The sequence below is a fragment of the Armatimonadota bacterium genome, from assembly GCA_039679645.1.
Taxonomy (GTDB): Bacteria; Armatimonadota; UBA5829; order UBA5829; family UBA5829; genus UBA5829.
Window position 1 is genome coordinate 1 of sequence record JBDKUO010000009.1, and the last position, 26,596, is coordinate 26,596.

19 protein-coding genes and 1 tRNA gene are annotated in these 26,596 nt (G+C 51.8%); 2 read left to right on the forward strand and 18 right to left on the reverse strand.

The annotated features are described in order from the left end of the window. Positions 1-190: 190 nt before the first annotated feature. The 11 genes from ABFD83_01455 to galE all read right to left on the reverse strand — a co-directional run bounded on the left by ABFD83_01455 (position 191) and on the right by galE (position 14,327). Positions 191-859, reverse strand: coding sequence for an HD-GYP domain-containing protein (locus ABFD83_01455; GenBank protein ID MEN6355731.1), 669 nt, complete (start codon positions 857-859; stop codon positions 191-193). Continuing rightward, positions 852-2,423, reverse strand: coding sequence for an HD domain-containing phosphohydrolase (locus ABFD83_01460; GenBank protein ID MEN6355732.1), 1,572 nt, complete (start codon positions 2,421-2,423; stop codon positions 852-854). Before ABFD83_01460 ends, ABFD83_01455 begins: the two co-directional genes overlap by 8 nt. 775 nt (positions 2,424-3,198) lie before the next feature. Next, positions 3,199-3,846 (reverse strand): hypothetical protein, encoded by a 648-nt coding sequence (locus ABFD83_01465; GenBank protein ID MEN6355733.1) that lies wholly within the window; start codon positions 3,844-3,846, stop codon positions 3,199-3,201. 34 nt (positions 3,847-3,880) lie between these two features. Continuing rightward, positions 3,881-5,965: a phenylalanine--tRNA ligase subunit beta gene (gene pheT / locus ABFD83_01470; protein MEN6355734.1), complete on the reverse strand. Its 2,085-nt coding sequence runs from the start codon at positions 5,963-5,965 to the stop codon at positions 3,881-3,883. Positions 5,966-6,129: 164 nt separating this feature from the next. Next, entirely contained in the window at positions 6,130-7,155 is a 1,026-nt protein-coding gene (pheS, locus tag ABFD83_01475; protein ID MEN6355735.1) for a phenylalanine--tRNA ligase subunit alpha, read from the reverse strand. 249 nt (positions 7,156-7,404) lie between these two features. Continuing rightward, positions 7,405-7,767, reverse strand: a complete 363-nt coding sequence (gene rplT / locus ABFD83_01480; GenBank protein MEN6355736.1) for a 50S ribosomal protein L20 — start codon at positions 7,765-7,767, stop codon at positions 7,405-7,407. Between the two features lie 48 nt (positions 7,768-7,815). Further along, positions 7,816-8,013, reverse strand: a complete 198-nt coding sequence (gene rpmI / locus ABFD83_01485; GenBank protein MEN6355737.1) for a 50S ribosomal protein L35 — start codon at positions 8,011-8,013, stop codon at positions 7,816-7,818. Positions 8,014-8,057: 44 nt separating this feature from the next. Beyond that, positions 8,058-8,642 (reverse strand): translation initiation factor IF-3, encoded by a 585-nt coding sequence (gene infC / locus ABFD83_01490; GenBank protein ID MEN6355738.1) that lies wholly within the window; start codon positions 8,640-8,642, stop codon positions 8,058-8,060. Positions 8,643-8,762: 120 nt separating this feature from the next. Then, positions 8,763-11,108, reverse strand: coding sequence for a glycoside hydrolase family 3 C-terminal domain-containing protein (locus ABFD83_01495; GenBank protein ID MEN6355739.1), 2,346 nt, complete (start codon positions 11,106-11,108; stop codon positions 8,763-8,765). Between the two features lie 348 nt (positions 11,109-11,456). Next, the gene (thrS, locus tag ABFD83_01500; GenBank protein MEN6355740.1) at positions 11,457-13,184 is read right to left on the reverse strand and encodes a threonine--tRNA ligase; all 1,728 of its coding nucleotides are present in this window, start codon (positions 13,182-13,184) and stop codon (positions 11,457-11,459) included. 156 nt (positions 13,185-13,340) lie between these two features. Continuing rightward, on the reverse strand, positions 13,341-14,327 hold the full coding sequence (galE, locus tag ABFD83_01505) for a UDP-glucose 4-epimerase GalE (protein MEN6355741.1): 987 nt from the start codon (positions 14,325-14,327) through the stop codon (positions 13,341-13,343). Positions 14,328-14,781: 454 nt separating this feature from the next. Between galE and ABFD83_01510 the strand changes: the two genes are divergently transcribed. Together ABFD83_01510 and ABFD83_01515 are read left to right on the forward strand one after the other, a co-directional pair. After that, positions 14,782-14,857: transfer RNA gene (locus ABFD83_01510), tRNA-Arg, on the forward strand. Positions 14,858-15,022: 165 nt separating this feature from the next. Continuing rightward, positions 15,023-16,249, forward strand: a complete 1,227-nt coding sequence (locus tag ABFD83_01515) for a hypothetical protein (GenBank protein MEN6355742.1) — start codon at positions 15,023-15,025, stop codon at positions 16,247-16,249. A 178-nt stretch (positions 16,250-16,427) separates the two neighbouring features. On the opposite strand, the gene ABFD83_01520 is transcribed toward ABFD83_01515, so the two are convergent. The 7 genes from ABFD83_01520 to ABFD83_01550 form a co-directional block, all read right to left on the reverse strand. Then, the gene (locus ABFD83_01520; GenBank protein ID MEN6355743.1) at positions 16,428-17,570 is read right to left on the reverse strand and encodes a hypothetical protein; all 1,143 of its coding nucleotides are present in this window, start codon (positions 17,568-17,570) and stop codon (positions 16,428-16,430) included. 404 nt (positions 17,571-17,974) lie between these two features. After that, positions 17,975-19,924, reverse strand: a complete 1,950-nt coding sequence (locus ABFD83_01525; GenBank protein ID MEN6355744.1) for a hypothetical protein — start codon at positions 19,922-19,924, stop codon at positions 17,975-17,977. A gap of 374 nt (positions 19,925-20,298) precedes the next feature. After that, on the reverse strand, positions 20,299-21,075 hold the full coding sequence (hisF, locus tag ABFD83_01530) for an imidazole glycerol phosphate synthase subunit HisF (protein MEN6355745.1): 777 nt from the start codon (positions 21,073-21,075) through the stop codon (positions 20,299-20,301). Next, positions 21,069-21,692, reverse strand: coding sequence for an imidazole glycerol phosphate synthase subunit HisH (gene hisH, locus ABFD83_01535; GenBank protein MEN6355746.1), 624 nt, complete (start codon positions 21,690-21,692; stop codon positions 21,069-21,071). Before hisH ends, hisF begins: the two co-directional genes overlap by 7 nt. A gap of 322 nt (positions 21,693-22,014) precedes the next feature. Further along, on the reverse strand, positions 22,015-23,772 hold the full coding sequence (aspS, locus tag ABFD83_01540) for an aspartate--tRNA ligase (GenBank protein MEN6355747.1): 1,758 nt from the start codon (positions 23,770-23,772) through the stop codon (positions 22,015-22,017). A 310-nt stretch (positions 23,773-24,082) separates the two neighbouring features. Then, complete coding sequence (gene hisS / locus ABFD83_01545) at positions 24,083-25,339, reverse strand: histidine--tRNA ligase (GenBank protein ID MEN6355748.1); 1,257 nt, start codon at positions 25,337-25,339, stop codon at positions 24,083-24,085. A gap of 274 nt (positions 25,340-25,613) precedes the next feature. Then, positions 25,614-26,297 (reverse strand): TMEM165/GDT1 family protein, encoded by a 684-nt coding sequence (locus ABFD83_01550; protein MEN6355749.1) that lies wholly within the window; start codon positions 26,295-26,297, stop codon positions 25,614-25,616. Positions 26,298-26,596 lie beyond the last annotated feature (299 nt).

Sequence of the window (26,596 nt, forward strand, 5' to 3'; positions counted from 1 at the left end):
TGCTTTTATTGGGGTAGATTTTTTACTTTTTCCGCACATTGAATACTTGCCACGCTCACTGCTTGGGGCTTTTACTTTCTTTGAATCAACAGAATTGAGATCAGTTACAGATAACGCAATTGCCTCACAAGGGGTTTTGCCCGCAGTGGGCGGATGCAAAAGAAAAATCTTCATTCAAAACTCCTGCAGGTTACCTGCTGAGCATCTGAATAAACGCTTTGACGACATCGGGCGCATATTTCGTTCCGCTGTGTCTCCTTATCTCCGTCAGGGCCTCCTCACGGGTAAGTGGAACAGGGTGATAGGGTCTTTCGGAGATCATTGCGTCGTAGTCTGACGCAACTGCCAGAATCCGACTCGGTAGAGGAATGTCATTTTCACGCAGACCCTCAGGATAGCCGGAACCGTCCCAATACTCATGGTGATGTAGAATATAGCGTTCCAAATCAGCAAGAAACGGCACAGCCGCAACCATCTGAGCGCCCATTGCCGGGTGGCTCATAACCATATCCCATTCTTCGGCGGTGAGAGGGTCTTTTTTGTTCAGAATGGCCTGTGGAACGTTCGCTTTGCCTATGTCCATCAGCAATGCGGCATACTCGATTCTCTCAAGTATCCTGCCGCGCATGCCAAGCCTGCGAGCGATAGCGACCGTCAGTTGAGCTACACGCTGGGCATGTCCCACTGTGCCGGAGTCTCTCGTCTCAACCGCAGCCGCAAGAACAGTGATCGACTTCAAATATGCGCTCTTCATCTTTTTTGGCAGAAAAATGCGCGACACATACAGGCTCAGAACCGATATGCTCAGGGACATAAACACGAAAACCATGACGCCGGGGGTCAGGCTGATGTCAGGCATTTGTCTTCACCCCGTCACGGTCGATCATTGTTAGAAATGCCTTCACTACCATCGGATGGAACTGACTGCCTGCCCCACGCCTAAGCTCGTCTATTGCCGCATCCAGAGTCTTCGGCTCGCGATATGTTCTGCGCTTCTGAGCGCCACAGACCGGGCATGTATCGGGCCGTTGGCCGTCAGCAGGCGTGTAACCGCAGGAATCACACTTCCAATCCAGGGTAAGCTCGCGGTCGTCCGTCATGGCGTCGAATGCGTCCACCGTTGCTATTATCATTGCTTCCAGAGGAATAGATGAGCCGTTCCCGTTTGTCGCGGGATAGCCGCTGCCGTTATACCACTTGTGATGATACTTGATCCAGTCTACAATCGAGTCCAGAAATTCGAGGTGACTTATGATCTCGGCGCCCTTCACGGGGTGCTCCTTGATCTGCTGCCATTCATCGTCTGTAAGCTTTTCCGTCTTATCCAGAATCTCCTCACTGACGCCGATCTTGCCGATATCATGGAGCATGCCCGCCGTTCCGATAAACCTTATGCTTTCAATAGGCAGGCTCAGCTCCCGTGCAAGCCTCTCAGACAAATCAGCTACCCGTTTCAAGTGGCCCCTTGTATATGGGTGGTAGTGCTGCATATAGGTGGCAAGCGTAGTGACTGTGCCTACGTATGCCTCGCGCTCGGCTACCCACTGATTGAAGAAGTCTCTGAGAGCTACGACAGGTGTCGCGGCAACCAGGAAGCCGAGTAGATGCAGATGTGCATATAGATAAGCTAGAGAGAGAGCAACTACACTCAAGAAAAGCTGTGGCTTGACCAGGGGAACGAATATCTCTACGGCTATGAGCTTAGCGCTGAGAATGATCTCTCGAAAAGATGCTCCATCGGCGGGAATGTTTACCGCAACCATTATTGGAATTGTTGTAATAAAATCCGCTGCAACTGAAACCGCAACCAGCGCGATGAAGGGAAACAGAAAATTGTGCAGTGTGGAGAAATGAGAATCCACAACAAGCAAATTGTGGCCGCCTGTGTAATAGTAAGCCAGCCCGGCAGAACCCACGAATAAAACCAGGCCACAGACAAATTGAATGTGCATAAGAACAAGCGAAAAAACTGACCTCTCCGGTAAAAGCGCCGCCAAATTTCGTATAAAGGAGATCAAATGCTGCACTAATGCGGTAAGCCAATGTGGCAAGGTTTCTAGTAGATTGTGGTAAAAACTCTTTGTGTCACTGTTTTTCTCAATACACTTTATGATTGCAGAAGATACGTATCTGCCGAGTATGACAATGAAGCTTGTTATGACGACACAGACTATTGCAGGAAATGTCCCGAGAACGCATATGGCTGCCCAGAATATGGGGCTGCCGGGAGAAACAGCATATCCTTTCTCCTGATCTGAATATCTGCATATTACTGCCATCAGTTCAGCAAGAGTTATTGCAATTATAAACCATACGACTCCAAGCCACGGGTTTCCGATTATCGGCGTCTTGTAATATGCCACAATCGTGAGTGCGACGGCGATGACAAGCAGCGCCACACACACGATTATGTAGGATTTCATTGCATTGCTCATCTGGCAGCACCATAAAAAGCAGATTCCTCACATTCGTTCGGAATGACGGGTTTTCGCAGCACTTCACATTCGTTCAGAATGATGGTGTGCACACGCAGTGTAGCAGTGCGCGCATTAGTGCATGAATTGTATAGTGCACACAACACTCTGCGCTCCCAGCGAGTGACATGAGATGATTCGGGTTGTAAAAAAGATGAAGCAGACTGTGCCATTGTTCACTGTTATTCAAATCTCACGATAGGCTGTGCTGTTCAAGGCAATTATACCTATTAGTAATTATGGCACGACATTCTAATACATGCAGGATTTGCAAGAGTTCATTCTCCTTAAGTACAATTTCACCAGCCTGGGAGGGCGAGGTTCCCACCGAGCCTGGCTGCGCCACATAATCTTGGCTCAGCAGGAGCTTCTCCTCCCGGGAAAGCTCGTACTCACTAAGAATGAGATGTTAACAGAATTTTGATGAGCCAACGGCGAGCAGAGTCACATTCGTTTTTGCCAATAGCAATGAACCACAAAATTATCCTCTCGGAGGGAATATGGTCCACGACGCGCCAGCGGAAGCCGCCAGAGCGGCTAGCCCCAACAGAACCTTGAACAAGCGACTCATGATTTTTCAACCCCTTTCGGTTTTTTGCTAGCCCGTATCGCTCAACAGGCCGCCATAAACCGCTTCGCTCGGGTTGAGTTCTCGCTTACTGCCTACTCGCTAATGCCGTTGGCTCAAAATTGATTGTGATGGAAACGACACCCGACTGATTGCTTAAGATTGCTCCAAAGCGCACAGTCTGCGGTTTATCGCATCCAGTGTAGCATTCACCACACCTTTCCAAACATCCTGCTTGATAAGAGCACTTCCTGTCAACAAATCTTCACCACGGTTTGTAATCATACTCACCAGCACAACGGCCGCTTTCCGGCCGCCTACTTGTGACTCGACCACATCCTCAAGCACAAAACTGCTCTCCACCTGCCCGAAATCTTCGACAGCTCGAAGAGTAGCGCTTGCAATGAGTTTCATCTGACCATTAGGCGTAGGCGTGCCGCTGGCTGAGCCTGAGCACATGATGCCGTCCTTGGTGAGGCGAACCGTGGCTTCGGTCCTGCTTCCATTGAGGGATATAGATACATCGGCGAATTTTAATCTTGTGTGATCGTAGCGTGGCGACGAGCCGCCAGCAACTTGCGCAACGGATACTTTTTTGTGATCGATGACCACGCCCAAACGTGCCATTACAGCGGACTCAACATCGCGCACAACCTGCTTGGGGGATCTGTCCGAGCTTGTAAGAACATGTATCTCGGCTATGTCCCCCTTTTCGTCTTCCACAACACTTACCGCAATCACGTCTCTGAGCCTACCTATAATAGACTCAATGTCGCCTGCGCTAACCTGGCGTTCCACTGCCATGTTGCGGACCTCCCTTCCTCTATTGCCATCCTGGCTAGCGGAAGTTAGCCCCTAATTCTCCCATTAGGGCTTCCTTAATACCCGCCAGAACGGTGTTCACTTCATCGTCTGTCAGAGTCTTTTCTTGGGATCGGAACACTATGGATACTGTCAGACTTCGACGTCCCAACCCAATCTGCTCGCCCTTATACACATCCAGCAGATCGACGTCCGCAACCAAACCCTTGCCCGATCCTTGGACAAGACGTTCAAGCTTAGTGTATTCTAATTCATCATCAACAACAACCGCGAGGTGCCGGTATAGAGCCGGGAACCGAGCCGGTTCCTTGTATTTGACAATCTTGGGGGATGCCGCCATTAGAGCCTCGAAATCAAGCTCAAAGACGTATGGCCTTCCCCTAAGATCAAACGACTCCCTCACGTCCGGCGCGGCTTCGCCTAATATTCCGACTTCGTTATCTGCAATGATAATCTTTGCCGCGCGCGTTGCATGCAACATCGGGACCTGCGCCGCCTTATACTCGGCTCCTGTGATCCCTAAACCATCCAATAGATTTTCAACCACGGCCTTACAAGTATAGAAATCCACCTGCAATGCCTCTTCGGGCAGACTCCAGGCGCTTGCGGCCATGTTTCCGATCATTGCCCCCGCAATCGAGAGCCTTTCACCATGTCCCGTGTCCGAAGTCTTAAAGTAAACCTTGCCTACCTCGAACACTGAGACATCGTTTGTGCCGTATGACTGGTTTCTCGCGATAACCTGCAGCAGGTTAGGAAACAGGTCGGTGCGCATGGCATCAAGATCTTCAGTCAGCGGGTTTCTGACCGTGAGACTAATATCCGACTTGCCGGTCATCTCAGCTAATGAGCTGCTCACCAGTGAATGAGTGAGCGCCTCCTGGCAACCGCAGGTCATCAATATTCGTCTGACCCTGTCTCTGAAAAGACCTTCGGGACTGTCCTTACCCTGCAGCGAAGACTTCGGCAGCGTCATAGCAAAGTTTTCGTAGCCGTATACTCTGCCTACCTCTTCGACAACATCTATCTCGCGAGTTATATCCGCCCTGAACGTGGGAACCCTGCAGATGAGCAAACCATCCCGCAATGAGGTCTCAATTTCAAGGCTATTCAGGTAATCGACCATCGAATCGGTGTCGATGTCGGTACCTAAAATATCATTCACACGCTTCGGCCTGACTTTTATCTCAATCGGCTCTACCGGAGACGGGTATACGTCTACCATGCCCTTTGAGACCGTGCCCTCCCCCAACTCGCTTATCAACTGCGCAGCCCTTATGGCCGCCGTCGGAGCGATTGAAGGGTCGACCGAACGCTCGTATCTGTATGACGACTCAGTTACAAGCCCCAGGTGCTTTGAAGTGCGCCTGATGCTTACACTATTAAAGTTAGCCGACTCTATTAAAATATCCTGCGTCTGCTCGCTAATTTCTGAATCAATTCCACCCATAATCCCCGCAAGAGCTACAGGACGGTCTGAATCGGCGATGACGAGCATGTCATTTTCTAGTTTTCGCTCTTGGCCGTCGAGTGAGACGATCACCTCACCCGGCTTTGCACGGCGAACAATTATCTGTGAATTGTGCAGGAGGTGGTAATCGAATGCATGCAGAGGCTGGCCGAGTTCAAGCATTACATAATTGGTGACGTCCACAACATTGTTGATCGGGCGCATACCGGCTGCGATCAGACGGTCTTTGAGCCAGCCTGGAGACTGCTTGATCTTGACGCCTCTAACTACTATGCCGACGTATCGTCTGCACAGGTCGGGGTCGTCAATGCGAATCTTTATAAGATCGGAAGTAGGCGGCTCACTGCCCTCGACATTCGCCGAAGGTATCTTCGCCTTTGCGCCTACCAGAGGTGCGCACTCCCTGGCCGCGCCCAGCACGGAGAGCCAGTCGCCCCTGTTTGGAGTGACCTTGACATCCCAGACGATGTCGGCAGCGGCGCCGCTGCCGCCTGCTTTGGCTATGGCCTCTTTGCTCAGAGGAATCGTCTCCTCTACCTCGAGGCCCGCCATCGTGAGCTTTGTCGCAAGCTCATCAAGCGGACAGTTTATATCTATATATTCTCTAAGCCAATTAGTTGATAGTTTCATTTGACCTTAACCTATAGCGCTAAAAGCAGATTTCATTCGGAATAACTTTGCGCGAACACGTCATATCCGCGATCAGATATCGCGATATTCTTTTTCGGGCGCGATCGGATATCGCGCCCGAACATGGAAATCAATACTAAATACTCAATACTAAATACTAAATTTTAGAACTGCCTCAAGAACCTGAGGTCGTTTTCCATGAACAATCGCAGGTCGCCGATGCCGTGCATGAGCATAGGCATTCTCTCTATTCCGAACCCGAACGCAAAGCCTGTATACTCCTCGGAGTCTATTCCGGCTCCTTCGAGAATGTTAGGGTGGATCATTCCCGCGCCGGCAAGCTCCAGCCAGCCGCTGCCCTTGCATATGTTGCAGCCTTTACCGCCGCATATGGTGCAGGTGACCGCCACCTCAGCGCCCGGCTCCACGAACGGGAAGAAGTCCGGTCTGAACCTAACATCCACATTCGGGCCGAACATCTCAACCGCGAACTGATGCATCGTGCCCTTGAGATCAGCCATTGTAATGCCGTGGTCTATAGTAAAACAGTCGACCTGATGGAACGTGTGGCCGTGAGTGGCGTCAACTGCATCGACCCGATAGGTCTTACCCATGGTGCAGACCCGCATCGGGGGCTTCCGGCCCTTCATGACCCGGTGCTGATACGCCGTGGTGTGGGTGCGAAGAAGCACATCATCAGTCACGTAAAACGACATCTGCTCATCCATAGCCGGGTGCTCTTCGGGATAGTTCAGAGCCTGGAAGTTAAATTTATACTCTTCCACCTCGGGAGCCTCGAACATCTCGTAGCCAAGACCGATGAATATGTTTTTGATCTTATTCATCGTCTCGATGAGAATGTGAGGCCGGCCAGTGTGATAAAAACGGCCGGGCAGCGTCACGTCCACCGCCTCAGCAGCCATCGCTGCTTTCGACTCGCCCCCCGCCAGATCCTGGCGTCTGCTCTCGATGGCAGATGCAAGCTCGTTTTTGATATCGTTGACGGACTGTCCGAAGTCTTTGCGAGCCTCGGGAGCAAGAGAGCCAATCCTCCTGAGCCGGAGCGTCAGTTCGCCCTTGCGACCGAGGTAGTCGGTCTCCAATGCGTCAAGCTCGCCGCTTGAAGACGCTGCGCGGACTTTGCATAAAGCCGTGTCACGTATGCCTGTCAATTCTTCTTTTTCGCTCATTGTATAACCGCCTTGCCTGTAAAAGGCATTTCGAACAAAACCTGTCATTAAAACGCTTAAAAGCAGATTCCTCACATCCGTTCGGAATGACAGTGTGCGTTTTGTCATGCTTGATATAAAACAAACCAGCGCCCAATTGCAGAAGCTCAAGAAATCCCGATCGATTGTATCAATCCGGACCTCCCGACCTTAAGCTATTGGACGCTGGGCGACAATCTAATTTATTATTGATTATTTTATATTGATTAATTAAGCGCTCGCCAACTGGGCTTTCGCTCTCTCTACAAGAGAAGCGAAACCCTGCGCGTCTACAACCGCCATCTCTGCAAGAACTTTACGATCCAGATTTATTTCGGCCTTGCTCAAGGCCTCGATAAACCTGCCGTAGGGCATACCGTTCATGCGGCAGGCGGCGCTGATGCGCGTGATCCACAGCCGACGAAAATCGCGCTTTTTGGCTCTTCTATCGCGGAAAGCGTAGTTGCCCGACTTCATCACCTGCTCTTTGGCAGTCTTGAAAAGCCTGCTCTTTGCGCCCCAATATCCACTTGCTTGCTTTAGTATCTTAGCATGACGCTTATGCGTCATAGTCCCGCGTTTCACGCGTGGCATATCTTAAATCCCCTTACTCAGAAATTGTTTATAATTGCAACCCGACCTTTAAATTCCGGGGATCAAACGTCTTATGACGCGCTTCTCACCGGTGGTTACTTCACTCTTCATAGATAGGCGGCGCTTCGCACTCGAAGACTTCTTCATCTTCAGGTGGTTCATGCCGGTGTTGCCTCGGCGAATCTTGCCGTTGGCCGTAACCTCGAACCTCTTCGCCGCTGTTTTTCTTGTCTTAATCTTAGGCACGTGTATACCTCATTATCTTACCCCGTCCGGGGTCTGTACTTACGCTACTTTGTCGGCGCATCAACAGCCGGAGCAAGGATCATTGTCATGGTCCTGCCCTCCATTATAGCCGGTCTCTCGACGATCCCCGCGCCTTCTTCTTTAACGATCTCGCCCATCCGGTTCAGAGACTCTCTTGCAAACTCCGGATGAGTGAACTCCCTGCTGCGGAAGATCACCGTAATCTTTACCTTGTGCCCGGCCTTGAGAAACTTTACCGCATTTCGGAGCTTGAACTGGAAGTCATGCTCGTCCGTGCCCGGCCGCATCCGAATGCCCTTGAGTTCGGTCATCTTCTGCTTCTTCTGGGCATCTCGGTCGCGCTTACCCTGCTCGTAACGATACTTCCCGTAGTCCATGACCCGGCATACGGGCGGAGCGGCATTACCTGCCACCTCGATAAGATCAAGGCCACGCTCCCTGGCATATGCAAGAGCCTCGCGAAACGGTATTACACCCACCTGGGCGCCGTTCTCATCGATAAGCCTTACTTCCCGCGCACGAATGCGTTCATTTACCCTGAGGTCCTTTTGTATAACTATATCACCTCTGATGATTCTCTGCCGGTCGAGCGGATGCGTTCCTCTCATCCGACAGGCCGACCTTAAGTATAGCGAAAATGCCTGGCCATTGTCAAGTAATAATTTATACTTATACCGGGTCGAAGCATTTGCTGCTGAAATTGACAGCAAAACCTTTACGAACCTGTATTACCACACAAACGTCCCACGCAATGGCAGGTCTCTTGACGATGAGCCGACCCACGCGGTGAACTCGCCCGGTTCGACGATCCACGAGCGCGTGTTGACGTCGTAAAATGCAAGACCGTCTTTGCTTAAAGTAAAGCCGGCGGTCTTTGTCTCACCCGGCTCGAGAGTCAGCTTATTAAAGCCTTTAAGCTCACGTATCGGTCGAGAAACGCTGCATTCGACATCGCCTACATAAAGCTGAGCGACTTCGGCTCCTGCACGGCTGCCTGTATTCTTAACTGAGCAGGTGACCTCGATTGTTTTGGAAGCACCGCTGCCATGTTCGGTAATCTTAAGATCACCGAACTCGAAAGTCGTGTATGACAGTCCATAACCAAAGCAGAACTGCGGCTCCACTTTGTTCTTATCATATCCCCTGTAGCCGACAAATATACCTTCGGCGTATGGGGTCTTGCCGTTATCGTTTATATTGTAATACGGCGCTGTCGGGTTGTCCTGCTCATGCTTTTCGAAGGTAGCCGGAAGTTTACCTGACGGGTTTACATCTCCAAAGATAGTCTCCGCAACAACCCTGCCGACCTCCTGGCCGGGGTACCAGGCCTCTATTATAGCCGGCACGCTATCCAGCCAGCCGTCCCATGCCACGCCGCCGCCGGTATTCAGCACGACTATAACATTCGGATTGACCTCCGATATAGCCTTAATCATCTCGATCTGCTCTTTGGGAAGCTCGAACGGTCTGTCGTAACCTTCGCCTTCACTGTCCTGATTGAACCCGGCGCAATAGACAATTGCATCGGCGCCCTTGACATCCGTCAACATCTCGATCGAGGCCAACCGCCATGTAAATGAAACCAATGCGGCATGTTCTTGCTGGAAATACTCTATCCGAACATCGTATTCTCGCTCTTCAAGATCGACCATTGCCTCCGCCACACGCGCCGCGTGCTCGCACCAGTCCTCGGCGATGAGCTTGTTGTCCAGATATATTCTGACGCCATCATCGGCTATTGCTGTGAGCATATACTTGCCTGCACGCTGCGGTCGTATCTTGCCTGTCCAACGCACGGAATAGTGGTATAGACTGTTTGCTCCCGGGGCAGGGTTGTCGTTCCAGACGAAGTCTATGTTATCAACATAAAGAGTATTGTCAGGCTCACCAGCCAATTCCTGGTTGTTGAACACTTCCATCTTGAATGGGGATTCAAACCCAAGATACTCAGGCAGGAGAACCTTGACGCAGTCTCCGCCGATTTCGCGCATGCCGTCGGCTATGCTGGTCGAGTGGAAAGTGTCTGTAAACGCGCTGCCGCCGCCGCAATAGACCGCCGGATGCGCATTCGGTCCCAGCACAACAACATTCTTGGCCTCGCGCTTCAATGGAAGTATGTTGCTCTCATTCTTTAGCAAGACAATGGACTGACGCGCGACCTCAAGGGCCGTCTTCGCGCACTCGGGGTTGTCTTTAAGTATGGACTCATCGAGCTGGGGTCTATCCAGGAAACCGGCGGCAATAAATATACGCAGCAAGCGGCGGACTTTATCGTCTATGGTCGATTCCTTGACCCTGCCGTCTTTGATAGCAGGCAGGAGGTTCTCTTTGTTCATGAACTTGCCTGTAGGCATCTCCAGGTCCAGACCATTGTTGGCCGCGTTAACGGCATCGTAGACCGAGTCCCAGTCGGACATGACGAAACCGTCGAACCCCCACTCTTCCCTCAAGACTTTGTTGAGGAGCCAATCGTGCTCGGAGCAGTGGATGCCGTTAAGCAGGTTATAGGAGTTCATAAGGCATCTGGACTTGGCCTTTTGGATCGCTGCTTTGAACGCGGGCAGATATATCTCGCGCAAAGTCCGCTCATCAACTTCAGAGCTGATATTGTTGCGGTCCCACTCCTGATTGTTGCATATGAAATGCTTGACCGTCGCCAGCACTTCCTGCGACTGAATACCCTCAATAAGAGGCACGACCATAGTGGAAGCCAGATACGGGTCCTCGCCCATATACTCGAAGTTTCTGCCGCACTTGGGTGAGCGGTATATATTGACGCCCGGGGCAAGCAGAATATGCACGCCTCGCGCGCGGCAGTCTTTGCCCAGTGCTTCACCTATCCTGCGTGCAAAATCCGTATTCCAGGTAGCCGCTAGGGAGATACCTGCCGGGTAGGCAGTGGTCAGGCCGTAGCAGCGGCAGCCCATAGGGCCATCAGACATAACTATCTCGGGGATGCCGAGTCTTTCGACAGCCCTAACAGCAAATCCGGTGCCGCCGATATAATCGATCTTCTCCTCGGGTGTCATTTGAGCGAGAAGCTCATTTGCGCGCTTGTCAGAATTTTCGACCATCAAATATCCTCTATTGCTTAATAAACAGTAGATCAGGGACTAAAGTCCCACATACGCAGCGTCGGGGATTTAAGTCCCGACATTCATTAAACGTGCGTCTAGGAAAAGATTCCCCCGAACGATCATCAAAATATCATTCAATACAAAATATAAATTACCAAATCAGTTGCGCCCTCACCCTAACCCTCTCCCCCAGGAGAGGGAACAAGGTTAGCGTTCCAGCACGCACTGGCAAATAATCAATACAAAATACTAAATCCAATATCTTTGGGATCAGGGACTAAAGTCCCGCATAAGCTGCGTCGGGGATTTAAATCCCCGACGATCACGGAATTTGGCCCGGCAGGCTTATTGCTCCAATTCCTGTTTCAACTGGTTTATCAGGTCACCTACAGGCACTGCGCCTTTGTCGCCTTCGGCGCGCGACCGCACGGATACCGCGTCTGCTTCGGCTTCGCGGTCACCGACCACCAGCATATACGGGATCTTCTGCATCTGAGCCTCGCGGATCTTATAACCGGTCTTCTCGTTACGGTCATCGACCTGGACACGGAAACCCTCGGCTTTAAGTTTTGCCGCAACTTTTTCGGCATATTCGGCGTGCCTGTCGGCAATAGGTATTACCATAGCCTGAACAGGGGCCAGCCAGAGCGGAAATGCGCCTGCATAGTGCTCTATCAAAACGCCCATGAAGCGCTCCAACGAGCCGAAAAGGGCTCTGTGGATCATAATAGGTCTGTGCTGCTGGTTGTCCTGGCCGACATAGGTGATATCGAACCGCTCGGGCTCGTTGAAGTCGACCTGGATGGTGCTGCACTGCCACACACGGCCTATGGCGTCCTTAATCTTGACGTCGATCTTAGGGCCGTAGAACGCTCCGCCGCCCTCGTCGATCTTATAATTCAGACCGAGGCTATCCAGAGCCGCCTTGAGCGAGTCCATAGCCTGCTCCCAGACATCGTCCTCGCCAACCGACTTCTCCGGCCTGGTGGACAGATAAATCTCGAACTGCTCGAAGCCGAATCGCTTCAGGATCATTAGGACAAAATCAAGGACACGCTTGGTCTCGGAGTCGAGCTGATCGCGCGTACAGATGATGTGGGCATCGTCCTGTGTAAAGCCGCGCACGCGCATCAGGCCGTGCAATACGCCGGAGCGCTCGTAGCGATATACCGTGCCAAGCTCGGCCCAGCGGATCGGCAGTTCGCGATAGCTGCGCACTGTTGATTTATAGATAAGCAGGTGGAACGGGCAGTTCATCGGCTTGATCAGATACGGCTGCCCCTCAACCTCCATCGGCTGGAACATGTTCTCGGTAAAGAAATCCAGATGGCCGCTGGTCTTCCAGAGGTCCTGGCGGGCGATATGCGGCGTATAGACCAGCTCATAGCCATTGGCATAGTGCTCGTTGCGCCAGTAGTCCTCTATTATCTTGCGGACAAGCGCGCCCTTGGGATGCCAGAACACCAGACCCGGCCCGGCCTCTTCCTGGATCGAAAACAGGTCCAAATCGCGGCCCAGTTTGCGGTGGTCGCGCTTTTCGGCCTCTTCAAGTTTGAGAAGGTATGCATCAAGGTCTTCCTGAGAGGCAAAAGCTGTGCCGTATATTCTCTGGAGCATCGGGTTCTTTTCGTCGCCGCGCCAATACGCGCCCGCAGCATGCAAAAGCTTATACGCCTTGACCTCGCCGGTGTTTGCGAGGTGCGGGCCGCGGCACAGGTCGACAAAGCCGTTCTCCTCATAAATGCTGATAGTCTCGCCCTCGGGAAGTTCGTTGATAAGCTCGGTCTTATACGGCTCGTCCTTAAATATCTCCAGAGCCTCGGCGCGAGATACCTCTTTGCGGACAAACTCGCTCTTGCCCGCGATTATCTTTGCCATCTCCTCGGAGATGCGCTCCAAATCCTCAGGAGTGAATGCGCGGCTGACCCCGAAATCGTAATAGAAGCCGTCCTCAATAGACGGGCCTATCGCGATCTTTGCCTCCGGAAAGAGATTCTTGACCGCATGCGCCATTACGTGCGATGTGCTGTGTCTGAGCGTTGATAGTTCCTGTTCCGTCATCTTCTTGTCCATTCCCCTCATCTACAAATTGAGGGATACTAAATATGATTTTCCCAGCATTCCCAGCTCATACTAAGGATATGCTGCATGCCCTCCAGGTAAGATACCTGGAGGGATATCTAACTTATCTTAATTATGCCTCCAGGTATCCCTACCTGGAGGCGATAACTAACTGCCGTAACCATTTGGATGTTTGCTGTGCCAGTTCCAGGCTGTCTCGATAATTGTCTTAAGCTCAGGATACTTAGGCGACCAGCCAAGCTCCGACATGATCTTTTTGGAGCTTGCCACCAGCACCGCCGGGTCTCCCGGACGCCTCGGGGCGTCGACTACATTTATCTTCTTGCCGGTCACCTGCTCGGCTGTCGCAATTACTTCGCGGTTAGAGTAACCGCTGCCGTTGCCGAGGTTATATACACTGGTCTGCTTGCCGTTGCGCAGTGCCTCCAGGCCCAAAACATGCGCCTGGGCCAGATCGGTGACATGGACATAGTCACGTATGCAGGTGCCGTCGGGAGTCGGCCAGTCTGTGCCGAACATGCTGAACTTCTCTCTTTTGCCCGACGCCACTTCAAGAACCAGTGGAATAATATGATGCTCGGGCTTATGGTCCTCGCCTATCAGGCCGGAAGGGTCGGCACCGGAAGCATTGAAATATCTGAATGAGATCGACCGCAGGCCGTATGCGCGCTCATACTCCTTCAAGATCTCTTCGAGCATGAGCTTGGAACGGCCGTAGGGGTTGGTCGGGTCTTTGGGATGGTCTTCTGGAATTGGAATCTCCTTAGGCTCGCCGAAGGTAGCTGCGCTGGATGAAAAGATCATCATCTTGATATCGAACTCCAGCATGACATCGAGCATGGCAAGGCTCTTGGAGACGTTGGTGACATAATACTTCTTTGGGTCGGCGACGGACTCGCCAACGTCCGCAAACGCTGCAAAGTGCATCACCGCTTCGATCTTATGACTGGAAAATATCTTCCTGAGCAGGTCTTTGTCACCAATATCGCCGACTACGATCTCGCTGCCGGATGCAGCCTCTTTGTGGCCGAATACAAGGTCATCGAGGCTGACAACACTTTCACCGCGCTCCATCAGCATCTTCACGGCGTGGCTGCCTACATAGCCCAGCCCGCCTGTCACCAGAATAGCCATTCACATCCCCCATAATGCAAACTGGTAGAGCAGGCACTCTACCAGTCTTATTAACCGTGGTCATTATAACACTTCGCGCGAAGGGATATCAAGGAATACCTTGAGCGTGGGTGTATGTCAAATCTATGGGAATTTGAGATGGGGGCTTTGCCTCTGGACTCCACCAGGGAACCAGGTTCCCTGAATCTTCTGACTCGAAATTGGTTATCTCCCGGCAATTTTGCCGGGAGATAACCAATTTCGTAACGGGGTCTGGAGACGCGTCCCCAGCGGGTTCCAAGGGCGGAGGCCCTTAGTCAAGAGTTTGAGGGTGAAACCCTCAATACAGAAATCCGTAAATATGACACGCACCCGTTGAGCGTGGATTGCCGGTCTTTTTCGATACACGATCAACGATCAAACAATCCATGTTTCTTGACAGCAATCACCTAGGTGATATAATCATAGGGTCGATGCACCCGTAGCTCAGTGGATAGAGCGTCTGCCTCCGGAGCAGAAGGCCGCGCGTTCGAATCGCGCCGGGTGCACCAAATACGTTACAAAGCTCGTTGGGTCTATCCGACGGGCTTTTTTTGTTGCATAACTACCAAACACATATATGTCACCATTGTTTATATTCGCGTCACCAAAGGGTACATCGCGAGATACGTGCAATGTCTTGGTAGGCTGAAAAACTGGGCAATGGAGGACATAATATGAGGTCAGCTTGCATAACAATATGCATCGCCTTTGCGATGCTCGTTGTAGTGTCTGCTCAAGCAGATGTGGTAACCGACTGGAACACATTCACACTGAATCTGATAAAAGCTCACAATGTGCCGCCTCCCGCAGCATCACGCGTTTTAGCGATGGTCCATGTGGCCATATATGACAGCGTAAATACGATTGGCCGGCAATACAAGCCGTATTTGATCAGGACATCATGTCCGTCCGGCGCTGTTTCATGGGACTGCGCAGCATCGACGGCTGCTTATCGTGTGCTGATATATCTATTTCCACAAGACTACAACGCAATACAGGCGGAGCTTTTATACTACCTCAACAAAGCTCCCAACAAAAGCGCGCAGATGAATGGGTTTTGCCTCGGCGCATATATAGGCAATCTGGTCGTATCATGGCGCAAGAACGATGGTGCGAATAAGATCGTGCCATATGTGCCGGGCACACAGCCAGGCCAGTGGCGTCCCACCCCACCTGCTTATGCTCCGGCACTGCTGCCTAACTGGCCGTATGTAAAGCCGTTTGCCATGACCAGCGGTTCGCAGTTTCGAGTGACTGGTCCACCGGCATTGGACTCTGAAGAATATGCAGACGCGCTCGAAGAAGTAAAGAGCCTGGGAGCCATCGACAGCACAATTCGAACAGAAGATCAGACCCAGATTGCCTACTTCTGGGCGGACGGAAGCGGAACAGTTACTCCTCCAGGACACTGGAACCTGATCGCTCAGCAGATAGCAGAGATGGAAGGCAACAGCGTATATGAAAACGCCAGGCTCTTCGCGCTTCTAAACGTCGCGTTGGCCGATTCGGCAATCTCCTGCTGGGACGACAAGTACTATTTCAACTTCTGGAGACCGATCACTGCAATTAAGGAAGGCACGGTCGACTCGGATCCAAATTGGCTGCCGCTGCTTGTTACGCCGCCGTTTCCTGAGTGTGTGTCGGGACACAGCACCTTCAGCGGGGCAGGATCGACAATACTGGCACAGTTTTTCGGTGACGATATCAGTTTCACTTTGCCATCGTTTTCACCTGAAGCAGGGCCTAGATCGTATAATAGTTTCTCGGAGGCAGCAAACGAAGCAGGTAGAAGCCGCATATATGGCGGGATTCACTTTGAGTTCAGCAATGCAAAGGGACTCGGCGCTGGCAGAGCGTTGGGGAAATATGTTTGGAATAACTTTATGCAGACCGTAAAGTAGATGGGTCGGGCAAATGACGCGCAATCCGAAATTGCAAGATTCTGTTTCGGACGCGATCAGACATCGCGTCCGAACACTGAATGACAGTGAATCGCTGAGACACAGAATAATACGGAGGCGCTGAATACGGATTATTTTATTTCAGCGTCTCCGGCTATTCCGCGATTATTCCATTCGATTATACGGCCGACGCAATGGTTGTTGCTGCTGTGTTTGATCTTGTTCCGAACGTTTCCAAGTAGTTGACCAACTCGTCTCGCCCAAAACGCGCTCCCAGAACATAGGCATCAGCCCCGCCATAGAGCAAGACAACATCCTCGCCATGTTCAAAGCTGCCTGAAGAAAAGACACAGTTAAGGTTCTTCTCGTGAGGCCATGGTGAATGAAGCTCATATGGCGTCTGAGGCTCTATTATGCTGCTGCATCGGCACTCGACCACGCTGGACGGATTGTCGGTATCTATATCGTTTAAATTCAGGATAGCATAACCCGAGAAATAATCTCTCTCTCCACCAGGAAGGTAGTTGCCGGTATGAAAATCCGCCAGATAGCGATTATTACCCAGAGAAATCGGCGCGGAACCGGCTCCCATCCACGACTTGCAGTATCGCGGGTCGACCTCGGCTTTCATAATGGTTCCAAGGTCTTTCCACTCGCCGGTCGGGCTGTTGCTGACGGCAAGGGAGACGCCATAGTCGTTCTGCGTGCCTATCATGGGCCTGTGAAACATCATATACTTTCCGTCCACCATATCCGATAACAGAACACCGTCCTTGTTGGGATAGTTGTTCACATCTCCGCTTATCGGGCCGAGTTTGGTCCAGTGCAGCAGGTCGGTTGAGACGGCCATGCAGATGTGTATGTTGTGCTCTATGGGTAAATTAGGATTAAAGCCGCAGTAGAGCATATAGAACGTATCGCCGATACGGGTAATGCGCTGGTCCTCGACTCCATTATAATCATAGCCCATCGGATCGTCTGTGGGAACGACGAGTGGATATGCAAACCTCTTAATGAGCTGCATGGTCGGTGTGAAAACCGCCAATCCCACGGATGATCTGAGGAGCGGGCGACCCGGAACCTCTTTGGGTATGCCCCGATAAAACACTGCGATCACGCCGTCCTGAAGGCCGCTGCCGTTTAGAGCATGCCGACCGAGCAGACCCCTGATCAGATCGTCATTGACGGGCGAGCGCTCCAGACGGACCGCAGTCGGGTTGAGGGTGAATCCGTTGTCCCAGCCATTGGGATCGGCGGAAATTAGCGGAAGTCCGTGATTTATGCGCTCCACATTGAGCCTTGTTCTCAAGCCTTGTGTCACGTTTACCCTCCTTGTCAATGGGCGATACTCAGCCCATTGTTGCTGATATTTAATTGACTGCCTGACTGCTCAGGTTAGTATGTCAATATTCTGCAAATGCCATACCAGACGGGCATTGATGAGGTGGAAACAGGTATTTGGGGGTGAAAACAGGCGTTATTAACAGGTTTTTGGGCTAGTAATCGGGCTAGTTCCTGGTAAGGTTACGAGGAGTGTCTAGAGATGTCTATGGCGTAGATTCTTGCCCTCCAGGTAAGATACCTGGAGGGATATAAAAGGTTACGAGGGCTGATGGTTTGAGGGTTCTCATGGAGAAAAATGGCGGTGCAGGAATGCCCCTTACATACTTCGTCCGAGGCAAGAATACCTCGGACGATCTTATCCTGTTACCTATTGCCTATTACCTATTTCCTGTTTTCTGTCGATGCGGCTTTTAGTGTTTGTGCTTCACGTTCGGCTGACCAGACTGGAAAAGCGAGAAGAGGACCGTATACAGGTATGCTGTGGTCTTCGCCGTTCAGCTTATAGTTTATCATTAAATCATAACCGGAGAGGTCGAGTCCTGTTGGGATTTCGACTGATGTCCCCGCTCCATTGACTGTTGCATATCTATCCTTTGCCGGTTTCTTCGAGACATGCATTACCATGGTCGAAATGATCGCAGGATCAGTCAGCGCCAGATTGTTCTGCTTGAAGCTCTCCTTGCCGGCTTCAGCGTCAGATTCAGATGATGTGGAGAATGCGGGCTCGGGAGACGGATGTTGCCGCATTTTTTCAGCGCGGAAGAAGTCGGCTATCCAAGTTGAGTCGAACTTGCCAAGCGGCAGGCCATCGTTCGACTTGGCAAGCTGCTTATCTTCGGGTGTGAGCGCGTCATAAAGTCTCCACGCAGGGTTCAATTTCCACTGATACAAGTTCTGAAAATCATCTGTATAAACCACCCATTCGATCGCCGATGGTTCCGGAATGTTCGACAGGTGAATTGCATCCTCCAGTGTAATACCGTCTCCGTTGAGTTTTGCCTTGAGGTCATTGAGATATTCCTCAGACAGCAGATTGACATGGTGGTCCCGCCAGTTTTGCCGTCCGTTATTTTGCCAGCCTACAACCAGCCTGTCACCCTCATTGGCGAACCAGGTGCTGCCATTAAACTTGTTGAGAAAAGTAAGTATGGCGGACTCTGGAGGGACACTGAGAATACCGTCTATTCTCTGACGTTCCCGAGTCTGCTGGCTGATGAAATCCTCGGTCACAATATTGCACTTACCAGCCTGCGCGATGGCACGGATCGCTTTGGCGAAGGTTAAGTCTTTCGCACTCAGAGACTTTTCAAGCGTGATTTTGTTCACCAGAAATGATTCGCTTGTTGTGTCATCGGACTTACGGTCTGATAATGGAGCCATTTCAGGGTTAGCCATGTCATCTTTCAGGCTCGGTATTGGCTCTGCCTTTGGACGCAATGACAAGCCCGCGACCTTGTCCTGCAACGGTGCGGTATCAGGAAGATCGCCTAAAATACAAAAGCTGGTATAACCACCGTCGTCAGTTTTTATTGGTCCTGGCTCAAACTCCGCTAGGATGCTGGCTTCAGCTCCATCATCTACTAACTTAATACCCAAAAGGACATTCTGCATTTTCTCAAAAGGAGGATAAGACATATTCGAAGGATTGTACGCTTCTTTGCTTATAAACTGGTAATGCTGCTCCATGTATGCGCTGTTTGCAGGATCGCTGCCCCGGAGTGTGAGCGTGTCACCATTGAGCAATTTGTCCTTGGAATCGGGGCCGAGACTGGAAATCATTTTCGCCATGACCCACGTTTCTTTGAGCGAAGGATCGTCAGGGGGATTGTCGTTGGATTTGCCATAGGCTGTCAGAGCATCCCACTGCCATGCGGCATCTTCCATGGAATGGTCGTGCTTCTTTTGTATGTAAGTATTTATACTGTCTTGATCTGCTGACCTGCGATAGATACGGTAGCTCTTCTTAGGATTATCGCCTATCTTCTCAGATATAAACCTCGTGTGTGTCGCGTCTGCTATCGCCCTCAGGAGCTTGGCAAGCGGCAAGTCTTTTACGCAGACCACGACCGGTATGTCGCGTACTTTCCAATCATTCTTGTTCTGACCGCAGAGTATATCTACGCCGGTCATTTGGCTCAGATCATCCGTAACATTATGAAGGCGTTTGTAGCCGCTGTCGTAGGTGATCTTTTGCGCCAGGCGGGAGTCTACCTCCGGCTTGGGCTTTGCTATGGTATTGGGATCGACTCTGACCACACCCACAGCTCCAGCTTGCACATGCATTGAAATCAAAACCGCAAAACACAGAATTGCCGATTGCAAATACCGCATTTGTATTCTCCTCGCTGCTGTTTAGAGATTAGATGTAAGAGGTTAAAAGCTCGCTTGCTATTGTAAGACGCAACTCGCGCGTATTTTGTTGCACTAGATTCGGAGGAAAACTTATGGACACGAAAAGGGTGTTGCGGGTGAAGCATTTGCGACTAAATCTCAACAGTCCACCGAATGTGATCGGCAAATACTTCGCCCCTACGGGTATATGGATGGCAAAGCTGCAACTTGGGGATTTGAAATCTAAAGGTTCTGTTTCGCACGCGATCGGATATCGCGCGCGATCTATAGGGTTCTCATGGAACAAAATGCCGGGGCGGGATACCTCGGACGATCAGCAATACTCAATACAAAATATAAATTACTAAATCAGACTACCATTTCTCTCTGGTCGGCACACCAGCCTTGACCAATTCGTCCTTAATCTGCCGGATAGTGTATTCGCCTGTATGGATCATGCTGGCAATGATAGCGGCGTCGGCTTTGCCTTTGTTGAAGACGTCGACGAGGTGTTGCGGCGAGCCTGCGCCGCCTGAAGCGACTACTGGTATATGCACGCTGGTTGATATCATTCGGGTAAGATGAAGCTCAAAGCCGTCGCGAGTGCCGTCTGCATCCACTGAGTTGACTACAATCTCCCCTACCCCGAGGTCTTCTGCGCGCTTGGCCCACTCAAGAGCATCCATGCCGGTGCGCTCACGGAAGCCCCGAATAGTGATCTCATAGCCGCTCGGAAACTTAGGATCGTCGGCCTTAACAGGGTCCATACCCAGCACTATGCACTGTGAGCCGAATATCCTTGCCCCCTCGGCGATGATATCGGGGTTCTTGACTGCAAGCGAGTTCACCGACACCTTTTCCGCGCCCGCGAGGAGCACGCGATACATATCGTCCAAGGTCTCTATGCCGCCGCCGACTGCAAACGGGATATGCACGACACGCGCGACATCGCGGACCATCTCAATATCGATCGGTCTGCGCTCGGCTGAGGCTGTGATATCGTAGAAGACAAGCTCATCGCAGCCGCCGTCGGAGTAGGCAACAGCCATCTCGACCGGGTCGCCCAGTTCGACATTATTCTTGAATTTCACGCCCTTGGTGACTTTTTTATTGCGCACATCCAGGCATGGGATTATTCGCTTGCTTAACATTTGCCGTCCCACTTGCTGAAGTTTTCGAGGAGCCGCAGACCTATACGACCCGAGCGCTCCGGGTGAAACTGAGTCGCGATGAGATTATCTTTACCTACAGCCGAAGCAAAGCGCACACCCGCATACTCCGTCTCGCCGACGATATAGGCTTCATCCGAGGAGTCGGGATAGTAGCTGTGGACAAAGTAGAACTCGCTGCGGTCCTCTATGCCGTCAAAAATTGGATGCGCCCGCTTGAACTCGACTGTATTCCAGCCCATCTGCGGAATCTTGCACGAACGGTCAGTCGTGACAAAGCGCTTGACCTCGCCAGGCACAAGACCAATGCAGTCTACCCCGCCGTCCTCTTCGGAATGCTCAAATATAACCTGTGTGCCAAGGCATATGCCCAGAAACGGCCTGCCGCTTTTGACAGCGTCTTTGAGCGGATCAAGCAGGTTGAGCTTACGGATATTTCGCATAGCCTCGGCTGCTGCTCCGACGCCGGGGAATATTACCCGGTCGGCAAGTTGAATCCTCTCGGGATCGTTTGTGACCTCGCACGCGGCACCTATATGCTCCAGGGCGAGCCGCACGCTTGTCAGATTGCCTGCTTTATAGTCTACTATCGCTATCAAGAAAAACCTCGTTGTCGGTTGTCAGTTGCGATGGTTCGGGATTTGAATCCCGGACCTATGTATGGGGGATTTTAATCTCCAAAACCTGCTGCGCCTTTTACTCTGCCTCAGGGACTAAAGTCCCGAGAATGTGCGTCGGGGATTTAAATCCCCGACGATCAAGGACTCCGTATCCTCCAGGTAAGATACCTGGAGGGATCAAACAATCGCTGAGTTCTCTTTCGGGCTGGATCAGATATCCAGCCCGAACAAAAGCTCACGATTATCGGGGATTACCCCTAACGATCAAGACACTGTTGCCTATTGCCTGTTATCTATGACCTCAGTCCTCTACGCACTCTATATGCAACTCCTTGAGCTGCGCATCATCTACCGGTGAAGGCGCGTTGGTCATCGGGTCGATGCCGCTGGCTGTCTTCGGAAAGGCCATGACCTGGCGGATGTTGTCATCATCCGTAAGCAGCATGACCAGCCTGTCGATGCCGGGGGCGATGCCTCCATGCGGCGGAGCGCCGTATTCAAACGCATCGAGCATATGGCCGAACCGCGCCTGGACTTCCTCATCGGTGTAGTTCATCAGGTTAAAGACTTTGTTCTGAATATCTCTTCGATGAATTCTGATGCTGCCGCTGGCCAGTTCGCTGCCGTTGCAGACCAGGTCATACGCCTGGGAGCGGACTTTGCCCGGATCGGTGTCCATCAGGTCCATATCCTCTTCCATAGGCATAGTGAACGGATGATGAGCGGCGTCCCAGCGTCCCTCTTCTTCTTTCCACTCCACTAGCGGGAAGTCTATGACCCATGCCATAGCAAGAATGCTGTCGTCACGCAGGCCGAGGCGCGTGCCCATCAGGTTGCGCAGATTTGCCAGAGAGTCAGCCACGACCTTGGGCTTGTCGGCGACGATAAGTATCAGGTCGCCTGTCTTTGCTCCCGCGCGCTCTATGATAGACTTGATCTCGTCTTCTTTGAAGAACTTGGCTATTGGCGACTTGATGCTGCCGTCCTCGGTAAGTGCGATGGTTGCCAGACCCTTAGCGCGATGCTTCTTAACAAAGTCGGTTAGCTCGTCTATCTGGCTACGGCTGTAGTTTGCGCAACCCTCGGCTGTGATACCCTTGACCTGCTCGGCGCTCTGGAAGACTTTGAACTCGCTGGCATGGCCGATATCGGTGAGGTCGAAAAGCTCCATGCCGAAGCGCAGGTCGGGCTTATCGATGCCGTAGCGATCGATCACGTCCTGATATGTGAGCCTCGGGAAGGGCTTGAACATCAGTTTCTTGTCCGAAATCTTCTCCACAATCTCGGTCATCAGAGGCTCCATTATATCGAAGAGGTCCTCTTTCTTAACGAACGACATCTCTACGTCGAGCTGGGTGAACTCAGGCTGCCTGTCCGCACGCGGGTCTTCATCTCGGAAGCACTTGGCAATCTGGAAATATCTATCGATCCCGGACACCATCAGGAGTTGTTTGAGCTGCTGCGGGCTCTGCGGCAGGGCATAGAAACTGCCCGGATACAACCGTGCGGGCACAAGATAATCCCGTGCGCCCTCGGGTGTGCTCTTGATCAGGACCGGGGTCTCCACCTCGATGAAGCCGCGCTCGTCCATATAGTCGCGCATGAGCTTGACCATCTTATGGCGCAGTATCAGCCGCCTCTGCATCTCCGGACGCCTGAGGTCGAGATAGCGGTATTTGAGCCTGACCATCTCGTCGGTTGTGATACCGTCCTGAATCGCGAAAGGCGGCGTGAGCGAGGTGTTGAGTATATCCAGTTTCTCGATATGGACTTCTACCTGGCCCGTCGGTATATTGGGGTTTTCGGTGCCCTCCGGTCGATGCGCGACAGTGCCGACGACCTCCAGCACAAACTCACTTCGCACGCTCTCGGCGATCTTGAACGCCTCGGGCTGCTCTTCGGGGTCGATAACCGTCTGCACCAGGCCCTCACGGTCACGCAGGTCAATAAAGATAAGCCCGCCGTGGTCGCGATTGCTGTTGACCCAACCGTGCAAGGTCACCTGCTTTCCGATATCTTCAGCGGATACTTCACCGCAGTATTTTGTTCTGTGTTCCATTGTTCCCTCCGGGGAGTTGGTACGTCACAACGTCACAGCGTCACAACGTCGAAAACTGAACGGCGGGGGTATCCTTCCCCCGTCGGATATTTTGGGGATTCTATCCCCGGATTATGAATATCCACCGGATAGAATCCGACTTATGTGCGTCCGGGGAAAGATTCCCCGGACGATCATGATCATAAGGATTCCCTAGACGATCATAACGTCAGGTTCAAAGCAGATTCCTCGCATTCGCTCGGAATGACTAAATTTAACAGCATTTCGTGCTTTCGTAATTTCGTGTTTTCGTGATAAAAATCTCTAATGATTAAGAAGCCAATACCTGTGCAAGTTCGGAAAATGGCACGCTCTGTTGCTCGGATGTAGCCATTGTCCGTACGGTGGCAAGCTGATTTTTCACTTCGTCCTCGCCCAGGATGATTACGTATTTGGAGCCGAGTTTGTCGGCAATTTTCATTTGAGCCTTGAGACTGCGGCCTGTGTAGTCCATATCAGCCGATATGCCATCATGCCTGAGCGTGGCAATGAGCTTAACGGCTGCATCATGCGCTTCGTCTCCGATGGTGGTGATAAACACTGTAGTGCTGGAATCCACAGGAAGATCGATACCCATAGAGTCCAGTGTCAGCATGAGCCTGTCCAGACCAAGGCCGAAACCCATCGCAGGGGTCGGCTGGCCGCCTATCTCATGGACCATATTGTCATATCTGCCGCCGCCGCCTATAGCATTCTGCGCGCCCAGCTCACCGGAGACAAACTCGAAGGCGGTCTTGGTATAGTAATCAAACCCGCGCACCAGGTTAGTGTCGAGAGTATAATCGATACCCAGGGCCGTAAGATAGCTCTTTACTTTATTGAAGTGCTCAGAGCACTCGTCGCACAGATAATCCGGCAGCTTGGGCGCGTCCAAAAGCAGGGCTTTACAGTCCGGGTTCTTGCAGTCGAGCATCCTCATCGGGTTCTGCTCGTAGCGCTGTGCGCAGGACTGGCAAAGCTTATCGACTCTGCTCTTTGCGAACTCGAGCAGCGCCTGGCGATATTTGGGTCGGCAGTTCGGGCAGCCTATCGAGTTGAGCTTAAGCTCATATTTTTCGATCCCGATGCTGGTGAAAAACTGCGCGGCCATCGAGATTATCTCAGCGTCGATAGCGGGGTCTTCTGAACCAAACGCCTCAATGCCGAGCTGGGTGTGCTCGCGGTATCTGCCTGCCTGAGGCCGCTCATATCTAAAAATTCTACCAATATAGTAAGCCTTATTGACCGGAAGTGATGCGCCCAGGTTGTGCTGAACGTAGGCGCGGACTGTCGGAGCCGTGCCCTCGGGCCGCAGGGTGATAGAGCGCCCGCCGCGGTCTTCGAAGGTATACATTTCTTTGGAGACTACATCGGTGGCCTCGCCCAGGTTTCGCGTGAAGAGCTCGGTGTGCTCGAAGGTAGGCGTGCGGATCTCACGATAGCCATAGAGGCCACAGGTATGCCTGAACTTCGATTCCACATACTGCCAGCGCGGAGTCTCGTCCGGCAGGATGTCTCTGGTGCCGCGAGGGGCCACATACTCGGTCATTTGATATTGCTCCAAAATAGTTGAGAGATGAGAGTGGAGAGCAAAGAGCCCGGATTTCCACTGCTCAGTTACTTCATATTATTAACAACAAAACGAGGAACGCCATGCATCCCCCGCCCTACTTTATTCTACGGTAAGCGGCTGGGACTGTCAAACGTGAAGGGCAAGTTCTCAGCGCACGAATATGCTTCAGATACGGTTGTGCCGAAGCAGTTCCACAAGATGACAAACCTTCGGGGCATCCGCCCGCGAAGTATAAATGTCACTTTTTGCTCTAGACAAACATATTCTCACATTCTTCTTTTAGTTCTACTTGCCTTGGCCTCTCACCGCGCAGGAAGAAGAATGCCAAGGCAGCCGTGATCACTCCAGCCAAAGCCCAAGTATAAGGAGCGATTGCAAGTGCGCCCTGAGCTGTCCTGAATATGCCGAAGCCTAAAAATATCATACCGGCGCCGATCTTTATGGGGCGCTCCGGCAGGTGTTTGCCCATCAACTGACCCACCATGATTGCGAGGCCATCGGCGACCACCATTCCAGTAGATGAGCCGAGCCAGACAGGTATCAACGGCTTGTCGGCAGCGAATGCGACCGTGCCCAGCATCGTCTTATCGCCGAGTTCGGCAAGGAAAAATGTAGTAAAGATCAGCCAGAACGGCGATTTGCTCTGGATGTTCTTACACTCGTTGTCTTCCAAGCTGTCGCCGCGCAGAGTCCACAGCCCAAAACCGATAAAAGCCAGCCCTGCCGTAAATCCAACCCACTCAGGCGGCAAAAGCCTGCCTACCCCGCCTCCAAGCAGCACTGAAAAGACATGCACGACCAGAGTGGCACTGAATATGCCGGCGAGTGTGACACGCGTGTTATAACGGCTGGCAAGACACAAGGCGACAAGCTGCGTCTTATCTCCCATCTCCAAGCCGAATACACCGGCCATCGATACCCAGAATGATCCCAATCCATGTCCTCCAGTGTGGCAGCATCAACCTCCAGGTAAGGATACCTGGAGGTATAGAAAAAGCGAGTTAACGGTTTGCGATTGACAGTCATCGGTTTCCGATGATGACCGGATACTGCATAACAAAAAGACCTTGCGTCCAAAAAACAGAGCGCAAAGGTCTCGCTTAGCCAATCATAGCCGACGCTTCCCATTGTTACTACATTTAATTATAGAGCGAGACGAGGATAAGAGCAAACAGCATGACGACGTATAATCTTTCATCCTGCGCGCAGACTGTGATGTGATATAATATTTTT